Below are 14,790 nucleotides of genomic sequence, written 5' to 3'. Positions count from 1 at the left end.
AAACGCCGCGCTGTTCAGTGCGGCTTTTTTCGTTGGAGCCATTTAGTCTTGCGCGTCGGGTCGCATGCGGGCCTGGCCAAGATTTCGACGACGCGGCTCATGCTCAAAGCCCAAAGAATACCAGTTGAAGACGCCCAGCTTATGGGCCTTACTGGCAGTGAGTCGTCTCTTTTTATCGTCAAAATAATGGAAACGAAATGCGTATCAAAGGTTTGGATAGTTTCGCTAAAAAAATGAAAAACCTAGAAAAAACGGTGGCTGCGCTCGATGGAGACCTGGCAAAAGTAAGCTTCGACCCTTTTGATCCCCAGAGCATTGAATTGGCGATCAAAGAAATGGAGGCAGAGATCGATGCTCGGGTGAGCGGTGGACACCAAGACAAGTTGACTGAAAATGTTGTTTCCGCACTTAAAGAGCAAGGCCGAACGGCAATTTTGGAGAGAGCCGCTAAAGCTCGGTTAGAGGCAGAAAGCAGCGATGACGAATAAAACTGCGCTCGATGCGGTGAATAACGCTGTGCTCGACCTGCAGAGCGCCGATTTCAATACCTATGAGCGACCGCTTCAACGCCTGAATGCCCTGCTAAATGCCGAGCCGTTAAAGCCCTTCGCCGATGACCTAAAGGCAGGTGCTGATTTTGATGAATTCGTCGGCAATGATCGCCGGGAAGGCGGCATGGTCGGCAGCTCTCGACTGGACTGGCCGACAGATGCGCAAGAAACGATGGGCCTTACGCTGCACTTAATTGAACGTGGTGCGGAAAATCCACGCTGGTTTTTGGATTTTGCTCATAAGTACTATTATGCGTCGGGTAAGATCGCCGCAAACATCAGAAAAGTTGTTTCCGCTGCGATAATTCCATTTAGCCGCGACTTCAGAGACTACGTTCTTTCAAACGAGATGAGTTTGCCTCGAAAAGTTGATCCGCCCTTAGATTCTGAATCAGTATTCATAGTACACGGACATGACGAAGGCGCACGGGAGTCGGTAGCAAGACTTCTTTCGGAAGCCGGCTTGAAACCCATTATCCTGCACGAACAACCTAACAAAGGTCGGACGATACAAGAAAAATTGGTCGATGAGGCGAATGTCGGTTTTGCCGTTGTCCTATTGACTCCTGACGATGTTGGTAGGGCAGTAAGCGAAGAGACCGACAAACCTCGAGCACGTCAAAACGTCGTTTTGGAGCTCGGATATTTTATAGGACGTTTGGGGCGAGAGCGGGTTTGCGCATTACGTCGCAATGACGTCGAAATACCGTCTGACTATCTCGGTGTGGCATATATCGACTATGATGACGCTGGCGCCTGGAAGGTCAACTTGGCTAGAGAGTTGAAGGCCGCTGGTTACCGTATCGATTGGGATAAGGTAATCCGTTAGGCGTTCCCGTTTCAAACAACGCAAAAAGCTTGACCATCTTTTTACTCTAAGCTGTCGCGTAGGGTCATGCCCTTTCTAACGCCCGCGCCGGGTGCATGCCATCGACATAGCCCATGAAGGGCGCATGGATGGAATATCCCAGCAATTCCTGGATACGGCGCGGATAGCGCGCAGCGACAGCTGGCGGGACAGCCGCCAACATGCTTTCCAGCGGGCGCGCCCAGCCGGCACAATATTGCGGCGTGATTATCAGGCGTGGCTGGCCAGACCGGTTGGCTCCGCCGCGATGCCAGAGTCCGCCCTTTGCAATCATCAAGGAGCCCGCGGGCATGGTCGCTTTTAACGCATCTGCGCGATAACCCGGATCGTCTTCGGCGCTGCGAACTTTGGTATTCGCGAAATCTTCGGCTGAAACGGCTTTGGGAATCCGGTCTTCGCCCCAGAGATGGCTGCCGGGCAGGATCTCGGTCGCGCCATTTTCTTCGGTCGTTTCATCAATCGACCAGAAAGTGCTGATGCCCATACCGATATGCGGATATGGCAGATGAATATGGGAATCATCCGTATGCCAGGGCTGAACGCTTTCTTCCGGATGCAGATTGATCGCCAGGCAGGCTGATAACAGCATTGATTCACCCAGATCAGCCTCGGCAAAGGCCAGCGAGAGCGGGTGTGAAATCAGATTCGCGAAAACCGGCGATTTTGCCAGCAGGGCATAGACGCGGTTTGTTTTCAGGCCTTCAAAATCATTCCGCCCCGTATGGCCGCCATCAATATAGGGCGCCAAAGCCTCGTGGACGGCGGTAACTTTGTCTTCGCCGAGAATGCCCGGAAAGATGAGATAACCCGTCTCATCGAATTCCTGCTTCATTTCAGCGAAGGACTTTCCGCCTAGCCACTCACTCAAGTCCGGCTTCGCCTGTGACATCATCGCGTTCATTCCCTTATCTTGCGTATTCGCTGTATTTCTGGCCGCTTCTTCCCTTATTCTATCCAGCATACCGCTGCCCCCAGGGCTATTTACACCGTATTTGAGTTGAGCTCAATTTAAAAATTGACAACGCGCCTGTCCAGCCCGTCTATGAGGGCATGCCTCGAAAGCCTGCCTCCGGACCGATTCTCGCTGCCGCAACTCAGTGCCTGATTGCCGGTGAAGGTGATTTCGAAATGAGCGAGGTGGCGCGTCGGGCGGGCGTGTCAGAAGGCCTCGCCTATCATTATTTCAAGTCCAAGGCGGGGCTCTTGAGCGCCGTAGTGGATGGATTTTTCGAGCGTTTCAACGCGATCACCAATCAACGCTATGATGGCGATATTCCCTGGCCGGAGCGCGAACGCGCGCGTCTTTCCGCGATCATCGCGTTTTTGTACGAAGAGCCGCTCGCGCCAGTCATCTACGGCCCGATGAGCCGGTCACTGGAGGTCGCGGCAGCTGAACTTCGGGGTCAGCGCGAGCTGATCGAGCGCTCGGCTTACAATATCGAAGATGGCATTCGCCGGGGCTTCATTCCCAAGAGCGTTGACCCGCATATCGCCGGGGCTGCCATTATGGGGGCGGTCAATGCCGTTTTTGCGCAGGCCATGCGTCAGGATCCACGTCCGGATCCGGACTGGCTAGCGAACAAGATGTGGGCGTTTATCGCTGCGGCCGTGGAGCTCAAAGAGAGCTAGAAGCGCCGTCCCAGGCCGAGGCCAACGAAATACTGCATTTCATCACCGCGCTGGGTGACGATCGGGCTGTCGGCATAATCGCCCTGCAGGCGGTTCGCGCCGAGAATACCGGTCAGTGACCAGTTATCCGTTACGCGCTGATCAAGCAGCAAGGTGACGCCAATGTCCTGAATACCACTGTCCGCATTGTAGACCGGCAAACCACTGGCCAGAGAGCCGGCAGGTGTTACCGAGAACAAGGCATCCGCATACTCATCAGGCGAACCCGACACCGAGAAATTGGCAATCAGCAGGGTCGAACGCGAGAGCGGGGTGGCATAGGCCAGCGAGCCCGCCCAATAGACGCCGCTATATTCGCCCGTGACATCCATGCCCAAGCGGCCACCGATAAAGACACGGTCGAATTGATTGAGCACGCCCCGGGCGACCTGTACCCGGACAAATCCGCCCGTCACAATGGCATTGTCGGCTTCCGGCAAGAGATCAACGATCACATCGCCATTGTCGTCATCGCGTCCGCCGAAATAGCGCACATAGGCCCCGGCCTCGACACCGCCCTGATTATAGAGGCTGGCGGACACGCCCGGCCCTTCCACCTGCAGGACGACATCACCGACCGATACACGGCCCGCTGCAAAGGGGATCAGGCGATAGCTGTCACCGCCAGCGGTTTCCGGAATGGCCGCGACACCGCCTGCGATGAAATTATCGGGCGGGCCGTCCTGGCTAATGGCGGGAGCCGACAACAGCACAGCAGAGCAGGCAGCAAGCAGGACAGGTGAACGCAACATCGAAGTCTCCGGAACCAAAAGGGTCTTTTGATAGGCTTACGTTGCCTAATGAAAAATGGATTGTGGACGAACGCTTCTTTTACCGCTTTTGCGTAAGCCCTTGAGCATGACACGCTTGTTTCTCTGCCTGGCTGTTCTGTCGATGGTCTTCGCGCCACCCGTTTTCGCAGGAGGTGGCGGCGGTCCGGATGGCGCAGCTCCTCCACCGCAGGAATCCGGTGGACGCCGGCATCGCTCGCTGACCTCGTCGGACGGTTATGTGCCCCTGGATCCGCTAACCGCTTCGGTGCATGCCGATTTCCGGCTGCGGGGTATTTTGCATATCGAAGCCGGGCTGGAGATTCCCAATGGCCGCGACCGCTCACGCGCTGAACGGCTGATGCCGCGCCTGCGCGACCGCTATGTCTCGGCGCTCGCCATGTATACGGGCGCGAATTATCGCTTTGGCGATGTGCCGGATGCGGACCGCATTTCCTATCTCTTGCAGGAAGCCACCGATGAAGTGCTAGGCGAGGATGTCGCGGACATTCTACTCGGCATGGTGATCATTCACGAAAATTGATCTGCGCGAGTTAGTGCGCGATGGAATCCATGAAGCGGGCCAATTCCAGGTCCAGCGTGGTGACGCCGTCCGCATCATGGGTGGCGAGAAGAACCTTCACCTTGTTGTAAACATTGAACCATTCCGGGTGGTGATCCATCTGATCCGCGCGCAAGGCGACCCGGGTCATAAAGCCGAACGCCTCGTTGAAATCGGCAAAATGATATTCGCGGTGGATGGCATCACGGCCTTCGACCACCGACCATTTCTTCAGCTCTTCTGCCGCTTTTGCCGCGCCAATCTTCTCGGCCATGATCTCACCTCCCGTTTTGTGGATGCGGTTTAGCGTTCTTTAAGCGGCCCTGTCAGCCGAAAATTAACGCGTCTGTGCTTGATTTAGGCCTTCAAGTGGATGGAAAGGAGACGGAAATGACCCGTTTTCTAAAGTCAGACAGCAATCCGGATGGCCGCAAGCTGGAAGATATTTTGCTGGAGCTGCGGGCCGATGTGCTCGTGCGCTGCACCAAGATTTCCGAGGATCACCGCCCGGAAGCGCTGCGCGTGCTCGCCAATAATATGAAGGTGCTGGAACACCTCACCCAGGCGATCGAGCTGGCGCAGGATTCCACCAATGTGCTGGACCGCGCCTTTGGCCCGTCCGAGGTGGAAGACGGTGGCGCCCCGCGGATTGGCGTGGCGTAATTTTTCTGACGCGCTCTAGGCGGCCAGCGTTTCGCCGCGCAGTAATTTCGGCAAATCCCCGGTTTCGCCGCCGGCTTCGCGCATGAAGAACTGACGGGCGGGCGGAATGCGATCCACAAGCGACAGGCCCAGTCCGCGTACCATGCGTAAGGGGCCGACATCGTTTGAAAACAGCCGGTTGAACATGTCCGTGGCGGCCACCAGCCCCATGGAATCCAGCTTGCGCCATTTGGCATAGCGCTGCAGCGTCACGGCGGCGCCCAGTTCCAAGCCCAAGGATTTGGCCTCGACCAGCACTTCGGCCAGCGCGGCGGCATCACGAATGCCCAGATTAAAGCCCTGCCCGGCCAGCGGATGGATGCCGCGTGCGGCATCGCCGACATAGGCAATCCGGTCTTCGTAAAACCGTTCCGCAAGGCGCACAGACAGCGGATACCCCCAGCGCGGGCCGCTTTCCTTTATCGCGCCGAGAAAATCGCCAAAGCGTTTGTCCAGTTCGGCCTGAAAGCGGTCAGCATCGAGTTTCAAAATGGCGTTGGCGAGATCTGTGCGCTCGGTCCAGACCAGCGAGGAGCGATTGCCCGGCAGGGGCAGAATGGCGAACGGTCCGCCCGGCATGAAATACTCATAGGCCACGCCCTCATGCGGCTGTTCATGCTCGACCGTGGCGACAATGCCGGTCTGGTCATAGCCCCAGCCTGCCGTGCGCGTGCCGGCCTGACGGCGGGAGCGGGAAAACTTGCCATCACTGGCGCACAAAAGGCGTCCAGACAGCGTGCGGCCATCTTCCAGATGAAGCTCGATCCCGCCGGGGATATGTTCCCAGCGATCGGCCTTGGCCGGGGCGATGACGTTCACCCCGCTTGTCCGCAGGCATTGCGTCAGCGCATGGCGCGTATGGCGGTTCTCGGCCATATAGCCCAGCGGTTCGCCGTCATCTTCGGGATGGATTTCGCGCCGATCGAAATGCAGCGTGTTCTGACCCGGCCCGCCGGGCAGAGGCCCGCCATAGGGTCGGCCATCACACACCAGAATATGTTCAATGCGTTGGACGTGCTCGCCCAGTTTTCCGGCCACCCCCATCGTTTCGAGCATGCGGAAGGAGGTGTAGGCCAGCGCCGAGGCGCGGCCATCAAATTCCGGCGCCAGCATGTCATCCAGCGGGGCCGCATCGACGAGGGTCACGGAAACACCGGCAGAGTCGAGCGCCAGCGCCAGGGTCTGCCCGGCCAGTCCGCCGCCCAGAACGATCACATCGCTATCAAAGTCGCGTTTCATGGGGCGGACTTTAGGCGTTTGCTCGCTGGAGAAAAGAGGCGGCGCTGTCGCATGGATTGGAGTGCGTGCATAATTGGCAGCCAGTGGTTACATTTGGCCTGTAAGTTCGCCATCTTTCTGTCCACAAATTGAGAGCCGCTATGAGTGTCGAGAACTGGGAGAATAACGTTGCGGCGATCTTGCTGCTTTTCGACAAGGAGGCCCAAGAGGAAATTGGCGCGCTCCTTGCCGAGAAGGCCAAAACGAATGGGTATTACGGCGCTCTTATTCAGATTTCGAAATATCTAAGCGACAAGCGGTCTGATCGCCTAGATTATGCATTCCAATTCACAAAGAACGCAGATTTATCAGTTGAGAACCGAAGTGCCTTGTACCTGCTTATCCTGGAGCTCTACAAAAGACATGAAGGCCAGTTGCCGGATACTCAAAAACTCCAGGAAATGGAGAAGCTCTGGATTGATTGGACTAAGACCAATCCCAATATTTTGTATTGTATAGAAATTCTTTTGCCCGACGAGTTTGAACGACTGAAGAATTTGCGCACTTGATGCGCTTCTTCACATCCATGCCTTTAGTTTGGCTTTCAGGCATTCGATCGTTGCCCGTGTGAATTAGGGCAGGCTGGGAACGCCGCCGATATCGGTCATGTCCCGCGGGCAATCGAGGTCGGGCCGCACCGGCTCTGACCCGGCGTCGATCAGGACCAGGTAGACCTCCCCGCGGTCAACACAGATATGGATCGCCTTCTGGCCCTTCTCGAACACCACGACATCGCCAAGGCTCTTGTATTCGGGCTTACCAAAGAGGCGGGGCTTGTGAGTCTTCTGCCTGAAACCGCCGCGCTTGAGGACAGGCGCGAGCGCCTTCACCGTGGCGGCGATATCGTAATACCTGGCCATTCAACCTCCACCGCCTTTTCTTAACCGCCGTTTACCCTCGACTCACGCTTTGCCGCTTGAATATGGGGATGGCAGGCTATGATGCAGCATCCGAGGATATTTCCGGCAATGTCCGGCGCAAGAGCGCAGGCTGGGCCGCGCGCATTGGCGCGTGGAGTTATGGCGGCGTTCTGGTCCTCGTCGGAGGCCTGATCGGCTTTGCCCTGATTGACCATAATCCACTGGATGCCAGCTGGAATACGGCATCCTCTGCGACCGTCACCCATACGCTGGGCGCGTTCGGCGCCAACCTGTCTGATTTTCTTCTTCAAAGCCTCGGCTGGGCGGCCGGCGGCTTTGCACTGGTCATCGCCGGTTGGGGCGTGATGAAAGCCGTTCGTGCGCCGCAGGAACGCTCTTTGGGCTTCAAACTCTTGCGCGGCCTGGCCGCTGGGTTCGCCTTGCTTGGCTTTGCGATGGCGGTATCCGCCCTGCCCATCCCCGAAACCTGGCCCTTTGCGACCGGTCTGGGCGGCGTGCTGGGCGATGGCATGCTGTTCACCCTCACCGGGCCGCTGGAAAGCCTGGGTGTGCCCGCCTCTGCCGGAATCGCCGCCGGGATTGGCCTGATCATCGCCGTTTTGGGCATGTTCTTCACCTTCGGCCTGCGCCCGTCTGACATTGTGGCCGCCGCCGATGCCGGAAGCCTCGCCTGGGCGACGGTTCGGGTCTGGATCGACTCTCTGGCCGGACGCATCCCCTGGCGCAATGGTGATGAGATTGTCGAGGACGCCCCCGTTGAGGACGCGCCCGCGCCACGTCGCCGGAAACCTGCCGCGACCGCGGCTGCGCCCGCGGTAAAAGTCGCACCAACGCGTAAAACCAGAAAATCCGGCCGGGAGGCTCGTGAAGCCCAGGGCGCGCTGCCGTTTGCTGAAAGCGGGGGCTTCAAACTGCCGCGCCTGGATCTGCTAACCCGCCCGAAAGCGCGCACCGATGCCGTCGATGCGGACGCGCTGCAACAGAATGCCGAGCTGCTTCAGGGCGTGCTGGAAGACTTCGGTGTGCGCGGCGAGATCGGCAAGGTCCGCCCTGGTCCTGTGGTCACGCTCTATGAATTCGAGCCCGCGCCGGGCGTGAAATCTTCCCGCGTGATCAATCTGGCCGATGACATCGCCCGCTCTATGAGCGCGACCGCTGCGCGCGTCGCGGTGGTGCCGGGCAAGAATGCCATCGGCATTGAATTGCCCAATCCGGGCCGCGAGACGGTCTTCCTGCGCGGGCTATTTAATGCCACCTCGTTTGAAACGACGAAGGCCGAATTGCCTCTGGCGCTGGGCGAAACCATTGGCGGAGAGCCCTTCGTGGCCGACCTGGCCCGCATGCCGCACCTGTTGATCGCCGGGACCACCGGTTCGGGTAAATCGGTCGGCATCAATGCGATGATCCTGTCCCTGCTTTACCGGCTGCCACCGGAAGAATGCCGCCTGATCATGATTGATCCGAAAATGCTGGAACTTTCCGTTTATGACGGCATTCCGCATTTGCTCTCGCCTGTCGTGACCGACCCGAAGAAAGCCGTGGCCGCCCTGAAATGGACGGTACGCGAAATGGAAAGCCGGTATTTGCGCATGTCCAAGATCGGCGTGCGCAATGTGGCCGGTTTTAATGAGCGGGTCGAAGACTCACTTGCCAATGAAGAGCCGCTCGAGCGCACGGTGCAGGTTGGCTATGACCGCGAGACCGGCGAGCCGATGTATGAGACCGAGACGATTGAGGCCGTGAAGATGCCCTACATCGTCGTTGTCATCGACGAGATGGCCGATCTGATGATGGTGGCCGGCAAGGAAATTGAAGGCGCGGTGCAGCGCCTGGCGCAGATGGCGCGGGCTGCCGGCATTCATATGATCACCGCCACACAGCGGCCGTCTGTGGACGTCATCACCGGGACGATCAAGGCGAACTTCCCGACGCGGATTTCCTATCAAGTCACCTCCAAGATCGACTCGCGCACCATTCTGGGAGAGCAGGGCGCCGAACAACTGCTGGGCATGGGCGATCTGCTTTACATGGCCGGGGGCGGGCGTATCCGCCGCCTGCATGGCCCCTTCGTGTCCGATCGCGAAGTGGAAGACGTTGCGGCCTATCTCAAAAAACAAGGCACGCCGGAATATCTCGAAGAAGTCACCGAAGAGAGTGATGACGGGCCTTCGCCCTTTGAAGCCGCTGGCGGCGGGTCCGGGGATGATCTTTTCGATCAAGCGGTGGCCGTGGTCGCGCGCGACCGCAAAGCCTCGACCAGCTATATCCAGCGGCGCCTGCAGATTGGCTATAACCGTGCGGCGACGCTGATCGAGCGCATGGAAGAGGAAGGCATGATCGGTCCTGCCGACCATGCCGGAAAGCGCGAGATTTTCCTGCCCGAACATGACGCGGCCTGACGCTCTCGGCACCTTCACGCACAATTGAGGTTCTTTCTTCTCCGTCCTCGGGCAGAACAGAGCTGTGAACACATCAATGCTTGCGGCCCTTGTGCCGCTGTCGGCTGCATTCTGCTTGTCCTGTTCGGCAGGTGCGCCCTCCGACATTGCCCGTGTAGAACTGGTGGAAGCCTGGCGGTTGGACGGTTTTTCCTCGCCAGAGAGTGTGCTGCTCGATCCAGCTACCGGCTTGCTGTTCGTTTCGAACGTCAATGGTGAGGGCGGGTTTCGCGATGGAAACGGCTTTATTTCGCGGATCACGCTGGATGGCGAGATCGAAACCCTGGAATGGGCAACCGGGCTGGACGCGCCGAAGGGGATGGCGCTGGTGGGCGACCGCCTCTATGTGACCGACATTGCCCAGATTGTCTGTATTGACCGGACTACCGGCGAGATCACGGACCGCTGGCCAGCGCCTGGCGCGGGCTTTTTGAACGATGCCGTCGCCGGACCGGACGGTCGGGTTTACGTGTCCGACAGCCGAACGGCGCGGATCTATGTTCTGGAAGACGGCATGGTCCATGTCTGGGCCGAACACGACACCCTGTCGGCCATTAACGGCCTTTGGATTGAGGAAGACCGCATGCTGACGGTCACCATGGAGGGTGTCTTCGCCAGCCTTTCCCTGTCTGATCAGAGCCTCACCCCTCTTGGGACAGGATTGGGCAGCGCCGATGCGCTCGTGTCCGACGGGCAAGGCGCCTATCTGGCCAGTGAATGGCCCGGGCAAATCTACCATTTGCGTGGCGATGGCTCTTTTGATGTCCTGGCTGATACCCGCGATCAGGACATTTATATGAATGATTTCATTCGTGTGGACGACATGTTGATCGTGCCGCACTGGTCACCTGGTGCGGTCTCTGCCTGGCAGATCCGCTATCACCACTGACACGCTGCGGTTTGGCCATGACGCCGCCGTATTTTCACGGGCAGAATGCGCCTCATGATTACGACCTTGTTTCTTTCTGTGGCCCTGTTTGCTCAGGACGCCGCTCCTTCACCAGAAGAGGCCAGCCCGCCGGCCGAGGCGGCGATCGAGGCCCCTGCTTTCGATACCGAGGCCGCGATTGCCGGCGTGAATGGCTGGTTAAACGGGATCGAGACCTATCAGGCCCGGTTTGACCAGATAGCCCCGGACGGATCCGCCTCAGGCGGCACGCTTTACATCCGCAGGCCCGGCCGGTTGCGGTTTGATTATGACGCGCCCTCGCCGCTCCTCGTGGTCGCGGATGGCACGACCGTCGCGATTGAAGATTCAGCGCTGAACACGGTGGACCGGGTCCCGTTGAGATCAACCCCGCTCTGGTGGCTTTTGAAACCTGATGCGGATTTGTCAGAAGATGCCCGGGTAACAGACGTCTGGACGGAAGATGGCCGGCTTTATGTGGGTCTGGCAGATGCCAATGATGAAATGGATGGTCAGGCCCTCTTCGTCTTTCATCCGGAAAGCTATGCTCTGGAAGAATGGTTCGTCTCTGATTCGCTGGGCTATACGACGCGGGTCATTTTGTCAGAGGTCGAAACCGGAATGTCCTTGAATCCCAGGCTTTTTATACTGGATGAACCCGAAGAAGATCGCCGGACCCGGCGGCAATAGCCTTGAAACAATTTGTTGCATTTATCACACATTCAATACCTTTCTGTTTTTTCATTTGAGTTTTTCTGCACGCCGTGTCTTTAATGTAACGGCTGATCGGGGCGCTGGATTGGCGTCGTCCCCCCGCTGACGGATCTTTCGTCCCGATCGTGCCGGAACCCCCTCCCGGCACATGCGCACGAGTTTTTATCCAGCGCACAGCAAGCGCCCGGCCACATCCCCTCGTGGCCGGGCGTTTTTGCATTTAAGGCTCTGGTGAGAGATTCCGGTGCAAAGGGGTGTTCATGCCATTGACGCAACTCATCCTGCTAGCGCTTGTTCAGGGCCTGACCGAATTCCTTCCGGTCTCGTCCTCCGCGCATTTAATCCTCGCGCCCATCGCGGCAGGCCTGGAGGATCAAAGCCCGCTGATTGATGTGATGGCGCATGCCGGCAGTCTGATCGCCGTGCTGGTCTATTTCTGGCGGGATCTCTGGGACATCGCCAAGGGCAAACTCGCCTGGCTGTCGGGCAAGATGACGCCGGGCGGGCGGCTGGCCCTGCTCGTCGGCGCCGCCACGCCGCCTATACTGATTGCCGGCGGCGCGCTTTATCTGACCGGCCATACCGACCTCTTCCGTTCGCCGCTGATCATCGGAATTGCCACCCTGGTGTTCGCCCTCCCGCTCTGGGCCGCCGACCGCTTTGCCCGATCTGCAAAAACAACCGCCGAGCTGGGCTATGGCGGCGCTTTCCTGATCGGCCTGTCTCAGGTTTTCGCGCTGATCCCGGGGGCCAGCCGCTCTGGTGTTACCATGACCGCCGGCCGTGCGCTGGGACTTTCCCGCAGCGAAGCGGCCCGTTTTTCCATGCTGATGGCCATTCCGGTCATAATTGTCTTTGGCCTGGTGGCCGGGCTGGACCTGGCCCAGGGCGGCGAGGCAGGCGCCTCGCTGGGAGACGGGCTGATCGTTGCCGGACTGTCATTCCTGTCAGCCTGGGCGGCGATCGCTGTGATGATGCGGTTCGTCGAGCGCGTCGGGTTTTTGCCCTTCGTGCTCTATCGCATCGCGCTGGCCGCAGTGATTTTCTGGTTTTTGGTATAGCGAGAAACGAGCGAATTAGGCCGTTTCATGAAACTGCCCGTAACGGCGATAGCGTTCCAGATAGCCCGGAACGATGGACTCAACTGTTTCCGGCACAACGCCCAGATCTTCCAGCCCGCGCATGTCGGGGGACACCACATTGTCTATCTTGAGCATGGTGACCTGATCCCGCGTCAGGAAGGGCTCTACAAAAGGCAAAGCCCCGGATATTTCGCCACCCAGCCCCATCAACCACATGCCCATCATCGGCACCGGCATCAGCAAGCGCTTGCGGTCAATCGTCTTGAGGATGAATTCCATCAGCTCGCGATAGGTATAGGTGCGCGGCCCGCCCAGCTCATAAATGCCGGAGGTCGACGGATCGGCAATCGCATGGGCGACGCTGTCGGCCACATCGCCTACAAAGACCGGCTGCATCTTCACCTTGCCACCGCCCGGCAAAGGCAGGCCCGGCGCAAAACGCGCCATGTCGGCAAAGCGGTTGAAGAAACCATCCTCGGTGCCAAACACAATCGAGGGACGAAGAATGACGGCGCCTGGAATATGCGCCTGAACCGCAGCCTCACCTTCTGCCTTTGTCCGGGCATAATCGGCCTTAGAGGCCGCATCGGCTCCGATTGCAGAAAGTTGGACAAACCGCGCGACGCCTGCGGTGGCAGCGGCTTCAGCAATGTTTCTCGCGCCTTCAGCCTGCAAGCTGTCAAATTTCTGGCGGCCGCTTTCAAACAGAATGCCGACCAGATTGACCACGCCATGCGCCCCTTCGACGGCCCGGGCCACAGAGTCCTTGTTGCGGACATTGGACTGGATCAGCTCGACTTGCCCCACCACGCCGGTCACTTTCAGGTCCAGCGCCAGATGCGGGCGCCGGGTGGCGACGCGAACGCGATAGCCTTGCTTGACCAGTGCGCGCACAACATAGCGGCCAATAAAACCGGAGCCGCCAAAAACGGTGATCATTTCGTTGCGCAGCATGGGAAAAAGCCTCCGGGCTGAGTTCGACTGTCACTTGCGCATAGACCAGAATTCAACCCGCCTGTCCATGCGGCACTGCGGCGCGACTTCGCTTGGCGCGCGAACCGACTCCTCTTGTCAGGAATACATGGTTAGGCTTTGAATTAACCACGATAAAAACCGGGTGTTGAGGGGGATAATACGCGATGACCGCAGAAGTCGCCTTGCTGAACAAGCAGGCCGTGGCCCTGGCTGCGGACTCCAAGGCGACCTTTGGCTCCGGCATGAACATCAAGACCTATGACAGTGTCGACAAGCTGTTCCAGCTGTCGCGGTCTCATCCGGTCGGCGTGATGATTTATGGCAATGCCGAGTTTATGCGTGTGCCCTGGGAAGTCATCATCAAGGAATTCCGCGAGCGGCATGGCGATGAGGCTCACGCGACGGCCGAGGATTGGGGCCACCGGTTTTTCGAATTCGCGGGTCAGTTCCACAGATTCTCGATGCGCGACAGCGAGCTGGCGGTCTTTACCAAAACCGCCTCATTCCTGCGGGCCATTGAGGCCAGCGCGCTGGTCAATCGATCGCTGGAACCGCTGATTGCCGATGTCGAGGCGCGGCGCGTTCATCCCGCCCTCGAGGACCTTGAGGAAAATGAGTTCCGGAAGAATTTTCCCGAACTCCTGGCGAAGTATGATGACCTGCTGCACTCGCGCATTGGCGACCGGATGACCAAGGATATCCGTGAACAACTGCCCAGACTTCTACACCGGTTGGCGGTTGCGGATGTCGAAACCGTGGCCCGGTCCGGCATTGTGGTGGCCGGCTTTGGCGGGGACGAAACCTTCCCGGCCCTGATCAATCTTGAAAGCGATGGGGTCATTGCAGGGCGGCTGGCGGTCTCGACCCGGTCAGACAGTCAAATCACCGTTGACCACCCGGCCGATGTCTTACCCTTTGCCGTCCGCAACGTGATGATCTCCATGGTGCATGGCGTGGATCCGTCGTTTCTGGATTACTCGCTCACCGTTTTCCGGGATCTGATCCGGGCCAATGGGGACCGGCTGATCAATGAGTTTGCAAAGAATGAGGAAGACCGCGCGCGGCTGAATTTGGAAAACGCAGCCATGTCGGACGATTTTATCCGGGTGTTCCTTGATTATCTGCGCGATTACATTCAGGACATGCATCTCGGCCCGTTTGCATCAACCTTGCAAGGGATGCCTCCGGACGAGATGGCCTGGCTGGCTGAGTCGCTTGTTCACCTGACCTCTGTTAAGATGCGCATGTCGCTGGGACCGGAGGGGGTTGGAGGACCTGTCGACACGGCCGTCATCACCAAGCGTGAAGGCTTTAAATGGGTCAAGCGAAAGGCGCCGATCGAAGCCTTGACGACGGAACCGGGAAGTGGCCCGGGGAATGGAATGGGGGACTAG

General features: G+C 58.5%; 17 protein-coding genes. 11 read left to right on the top strand and 6 right to left on the bottom strand.

Going from position 1 to position 14,790, the window contains the following annotated elements; genetic code table 11:
• Positions 1 to 197 precede the first annotated feature (197 nt).
• On the top strand, positions 198 to 488 hold the full coding sequence (locus ACO079_RS10810) for a hypothetical protein (RefSeq protein WP_421789932.1): 291 nt from the start codon (positions 198 to 200) through the stop codon (positions 486 to 488).
• On the top strand, positions 478 to 1,380 hold the full coding sequence (locus ACO079_RS10805) for a TIR domain-containing protein (protein WP_421789930.1): 903 nt from the start codon (positions 478 to 480) through the stop codon (positions 1,378 to 1,380). Before ACO079_RS10810 ends, ACO079_RS10805 begins: the two co-directional genes overlap by 11 nt.
• Positions 1,381 to 1,444: 64 nt before the next feature.
• Here the strand turns inward: ACO079_RS10805 and ACO079_RS10800 are convergent, their stop codons facing one another.
• On the bottom strand, positions 1,445 to 2,320 hold the full coding sequence (locus tag ACO079_RS10800; RefSeq protein WP_421789929.1) for a phytanoyl-CoA dioxygenase family protein: 876 nt from the start codon (positions 2,318 to 2,320) through the stop codon (positions 1,445 to 1,447).
• A 149-nt stretch (positions 2,321 to 2,469) separates the two neighbouring features.
• Between ACO079_RS10800 and ACO079_RS10795 the strand changes: the two genes are divergently transcribed.
• On the top strand, positions 2,470 to 3,048 hold the full coding sequence (locus ACO079_RS10795; RefSeq protein WP_421789927.1) for a TetR/AcrR family transcriptional regulator: 579 nt from the start codon (positions 2,470 to 2,472) through the stop codon (positions 3,046 to 3,048).
• On the opposite strand, the gene ACO079_RS10790 is transcribed toward ACO079_RS10795, so the two are convergent.
• Complete coding sequence (locus ACO079_RS10790) at positions 3,045 to 3,839, bottom strand: MipA/OmpV family protein (RefSeq protein WP_421789925.1); 795 nt, start codon at positions 3,837 to 3,839, stop codon at positions 3,045 to 3,047. The genes ACO079_RS10795 and ACO079_RS10790 overlap by 4 nt on opposite strands.
• A gap of 106 nt (positions 3,840 to 3,945) precedes the next feature.
• Here ACO079_RS10790 and ACO079_RS10785 point away from each other — a divergent pair, with 106 nt between their 5' ends.
• Positions 3,946 to 4,401 carry a hypothetical protein gene (locus ACO079_RS10785; RefSeq protein WP_421789923.1) on the top strand — a complete coding sequence of 152 codons (456 nt, stop codon included), beginning with the start codon at positions 3,946 to 3,948 and terminating at the stop codon, positions 4,399 to 4,401.
• A gap of 10 nt (positions 4,402 to 4,411) precedes the next feature.
• Here ACO079_RS10785 and ACO079_RS10780 read toward each other — a convergent pair whose 3' ends face one another.
• Positions 4,412 to 4,693 (bottom strand): 4a-hydroxytetrahydrobiopterin dehydratase, encoded by a 282-nt coding sequence (locus tag ACO079_RS10780; protein ID WP_421789922.1) that lies wholly within the window; start codon positions 4,691 to 4,693, stop codon positions 4,412 to 4,414.
• A 116-nt stretch (positions 4,694 to 4,809) separates the two neighbouring features.
• On the opposite strand from ACO079_RS10780, the gene ACO079_RS10775 reads away from it, so the two are divergent.
• Complete coding sequence (locus ACO079_RS10775; protein WP_421789920.1) at positions 4,810 to 5,082, top strand: histidine kinase; 273 nt, start codon at positions 4,810 to 4,812, stop codon at positions 5,080 to 5,082.
• Positions 5,083 to 5,097: 15 nt separating this feature from the next.
• Here the strand turns inward: ACO079_RS10775 and ACO079_RS10770 are convergent, their stop codons facing one another.
• Positions 5,098 to 6,360 carry a UbiH/UbiF/VisC/COQ6 family ubiquinone biosynthesis hydroxylase gene (locus ACO079_RS10770; protein WP_421789918.1) on the bottom strand — a complete coding sequence of 421 codons (1,263 nt, stop codon included), beginning with the start codon at positions 6,358 to 6,360 and terminating at the stop codon, positions 5,098 to 5,100.
• A gap of 140 nt (positions 6,361 to 6,500) precedes the next feature.
• Between ACO079_RS10770 and ACO079_RS10765 the strand changes: the two genes are divergently transcribed.
• The gene (locus ACO079_RS10765; protein WP_421789917.1) at positions 6,501 to 6,908 is read left to right on the top strand and encodes a hypothetical protein; all 408 of its coding nucleotides are present in this window, start codon (positions 6,501 to 6,503) and stop codon (positions 6,906 to 6,908) included.
• A 63-nt stretch (positions 6,909 to 6,971) separates the two neighbouring features.
• Here ACO079_RS10765 and ACO079_RS10760 read toward each other — a convergent pair whose 3' ends face one another.
• Positions 6,972 to 7,259 (bottom strand): hypothetical protein, encoded by a 288-nt coding sequence (locus ACO079_RS10760; protein WP_421789915.1) that lies wholly within the window; start codon positions 7,257 to 7,259, stop codon positions 6,972 to 6,974.
• 68 nt (positions 7,260 to 7,327) lie between these two features.
• Here ACO079_RS10760 and ACO079_RS10755 point away from each other — a divergent pair, with 68 nt between their 5' ends.
• The 4 genes from ACO079_RS10755 (at position 7,328) to ACO079_RS10740 (ending at position 12,400) form a co-directional block, all read left to right on the top strand.
• Complete coding sequence (locus ACO079_RS10755; protein WP_421789913.1) at positions 7,328 to 9,679, top strand: DNA translocase FtsK 4TM domain-containing protein; 2,352 nt, start codon at positions 7,328 to 7,330, stop codon at positions 9,677 to 9,679.
• Between the two features lie 76 nt (positions 9,680 to 9,755).
• Positions 9,756 to 10,607, top strand: coding sequence for an SMP-30/gluconolactonase/LRE family protein (locus tag ACO079_RS10750; RefSeq protein WP_421789911.1), 852 nt, complete (start codon positions 9,756 to 9,758; stop codon positions 10,605 to 10,607).
• A gap of 54 nt (positions 10,608 to 10,661) precedes the next feature.
• Positions 10,662 to 11,315, top strand: a complete 654-nt coding sequence (locus ACO079_RS10745) for a LolA family protein (protein ID WP_421789909.1) — start codon at positions 10,662 to 10,664, stop codon at positions 11,313 to 11,315.
• 284 nt (positions 11,316 to 11,599) lie between these two features.
• Positions 11,600 to 12,400 (top strand): undecaprenyl-diphosphate phosphatase, encoded by an 801-nt coding sequence (locus ACO079_RS10740; RefSeq protein ID WP_421789908.1) that lies wholly within the window; start codon positions 11,600 to 11,602, stop codon positions 12,398 to 12,400.
• A 15-nt stretch (positions 12,401 to 12,415) separates the two neighbouring features.
• On the opposite strand, the gene ACO079_RS10735 is transcribed toward ACO079_RS10740, so the two are convergent.
• Positions 12,416 to 13,375, bottom strand: coding sequence for a complex I NDUFA9 subunit family protein (locus tag ACO079_RS10735; protein ID WP_421789906.1), 960 nt, complete (start codon positions 13,373 to 13,375; stop codon positions 12,416 to 12,418).
• A 185-nt stretch (positions 13,376 to 13,560) separates the two neighbouring features.
• Between ACO079_RS10735 and ACO079_RS10730 the strand changes: the two genes are divergently transcribed.
• Positions 13,561 to 14,790, top strand: a complete 1,230-nt coding sequence (locus tag ACO079_RS10730) for a hypothetical protein (RefSeq protein WP_421789904.1) — start codon at positions 13,561 to 13,563, stop codon at positions 14,788 to 14,790.

This window comes from Hyphobacterium sp., assembly GCF_965228115.1.
Taxonomy (GTDB): Bacteria; Pseudomonadota; Alphaproteobacteria; order Caulobacterales; family Maricaulaceae; genus Hyphobacterium.
The sequence above is the reverse complement of the archived record's forward strand: the minus strand, read 5'-3'. Positions and strand labels throughout refer to the sequence as shown.

What these genes read in the sequence shown, in the direction of transcription:
- ACO079_RS10760 (WP_421789915.1), bottom strand. Translation starts at nt 7,259, where the DNA reads ATGGCCAGGTATTACGATATCGCCGCCACGGTGAAGGCGCTCGCGCCT.
- ACO079_RS10775 (WP_421789920.1), top strand. Translation starts at nt 4,810, where the DNA reads ATGACCCGTTTTCTAAAGTCAGACAGCAATCCGGATGGCCGCAAGCTG.
- ACO079_RS10795 (WP_421789927.1), top strand. Translation starts at nt 2,470, where the DNA reads ATGCCTCGAAAGCCTGCCTCCGGACCGATTCTCGCTGCCGCAACTCAG.
- ACO079_RS10770 (WP_421789918.1), bottom strand. Translation starts at nt 6,360, where the DNA reads ATGAAACGCGACTTTGATAGCGATGTGATCGTTCTGGGCGGCGGACTG.
- ACO079_RS10740 (WP_421789908.1), top strand. Translation starts at nt 11,600, where the DNA reads ATGCCATTGACGCAACTCATCCTGCTAGCGCTTGTTCAGGGCCTGACC.
- ACO079_RS10805 (WP_421789930.1), top strand. Translation starts at nt 478, where the DNA reads ATGACGAATAAAACTGCGCTCGATGCGGTGAATAACGCTGTGCTCGAC.
- ACO079_RS10785 (WP_421789923.1), top strand. Translation starts at nt 3,946, where the DNA reads ATGACACGCTTGTTTCTCTGCCTGGCTGTTCTGTCGATGGTCTTCGCG.
- ACO079_RS10750 (WP_421789911.1), top strand. Translation starts at nt 9,756, where the DNA reads ATGCTTGCGGCCCTTGTGCCGCTGTCGGCTGCATTCTGCTTGTCCTGT.
- ACO079_RS10780 (WP_421789922.1), bottom strand. Translation starts at nt 4,693, where the DNA reads ATGGCCGAGAAGATTGGCGCGGCAAAAGCGGCAGAAGAGCTGAAGAAA.
- ACO079_RS10800 (WP_421789929.1), bottom strand. Translation starts at nt 2,320, where the DNA reads ATGAACGCGATGATGTCACAGGCGAAGCCGGACTTGAGTGAGTGGCTA.
- ACO079_RS10765 (WP_421789917.1), top strand. Translation starts at nt 6,501, where the DNA reads ATGAGTGTCGAGAACTGGGAGAATAACGTTGCGGCGATCTTGCTGCTT.
- ACO079_RS10810 (WP_421789932.1), top strand. Translation starts at nt 198, where the DNA reads ATGCGTATCAAAGGTTTGGATAGTTTCGCTAAAAAAATGAAAAACCTA.
- ACO079_RS10745 (WP_421789909.1), top strand. Translation starts at nt 10,662, where the DNA reads ATGATTACGACCTTGTTTCTTTCTGTGGCCCTGTTTGCTCAGGACGCC.
- ACO079_RS10735 (WP_421789906.1), bottom strand. Translation starts at nt 13,375, where the DNA reads ATGCTGCGCAACGAAATGATCACCGTTTTTGGCGGCTCCGGTTTTATT.
- ACO079_RS10790 (WP_421789925.1), bottom strand. Translation starts at nt 3,839, where the DNA reads ATGTTGCGTTCACCTGTCCTGCTTGCTGCCTGCTCTGCTGTGCTGTTG.
- ACO079_RS10730 (WP_421789904.1), top strand. Translation starts at nt 13,561, where the DNA reads ATGACCGCAGAAGTCGCCTTGCTGAACAAGCAGGCCGTGGCCCTGGCT.
- ACO079_RS10755 (WP_421789913.1), top strand. Translation starts at nt 7,328, where the DNA reads ATGGCAGGCTATGATGCAGCATCCGAGGATATTTCCGGCAATGTCCGG.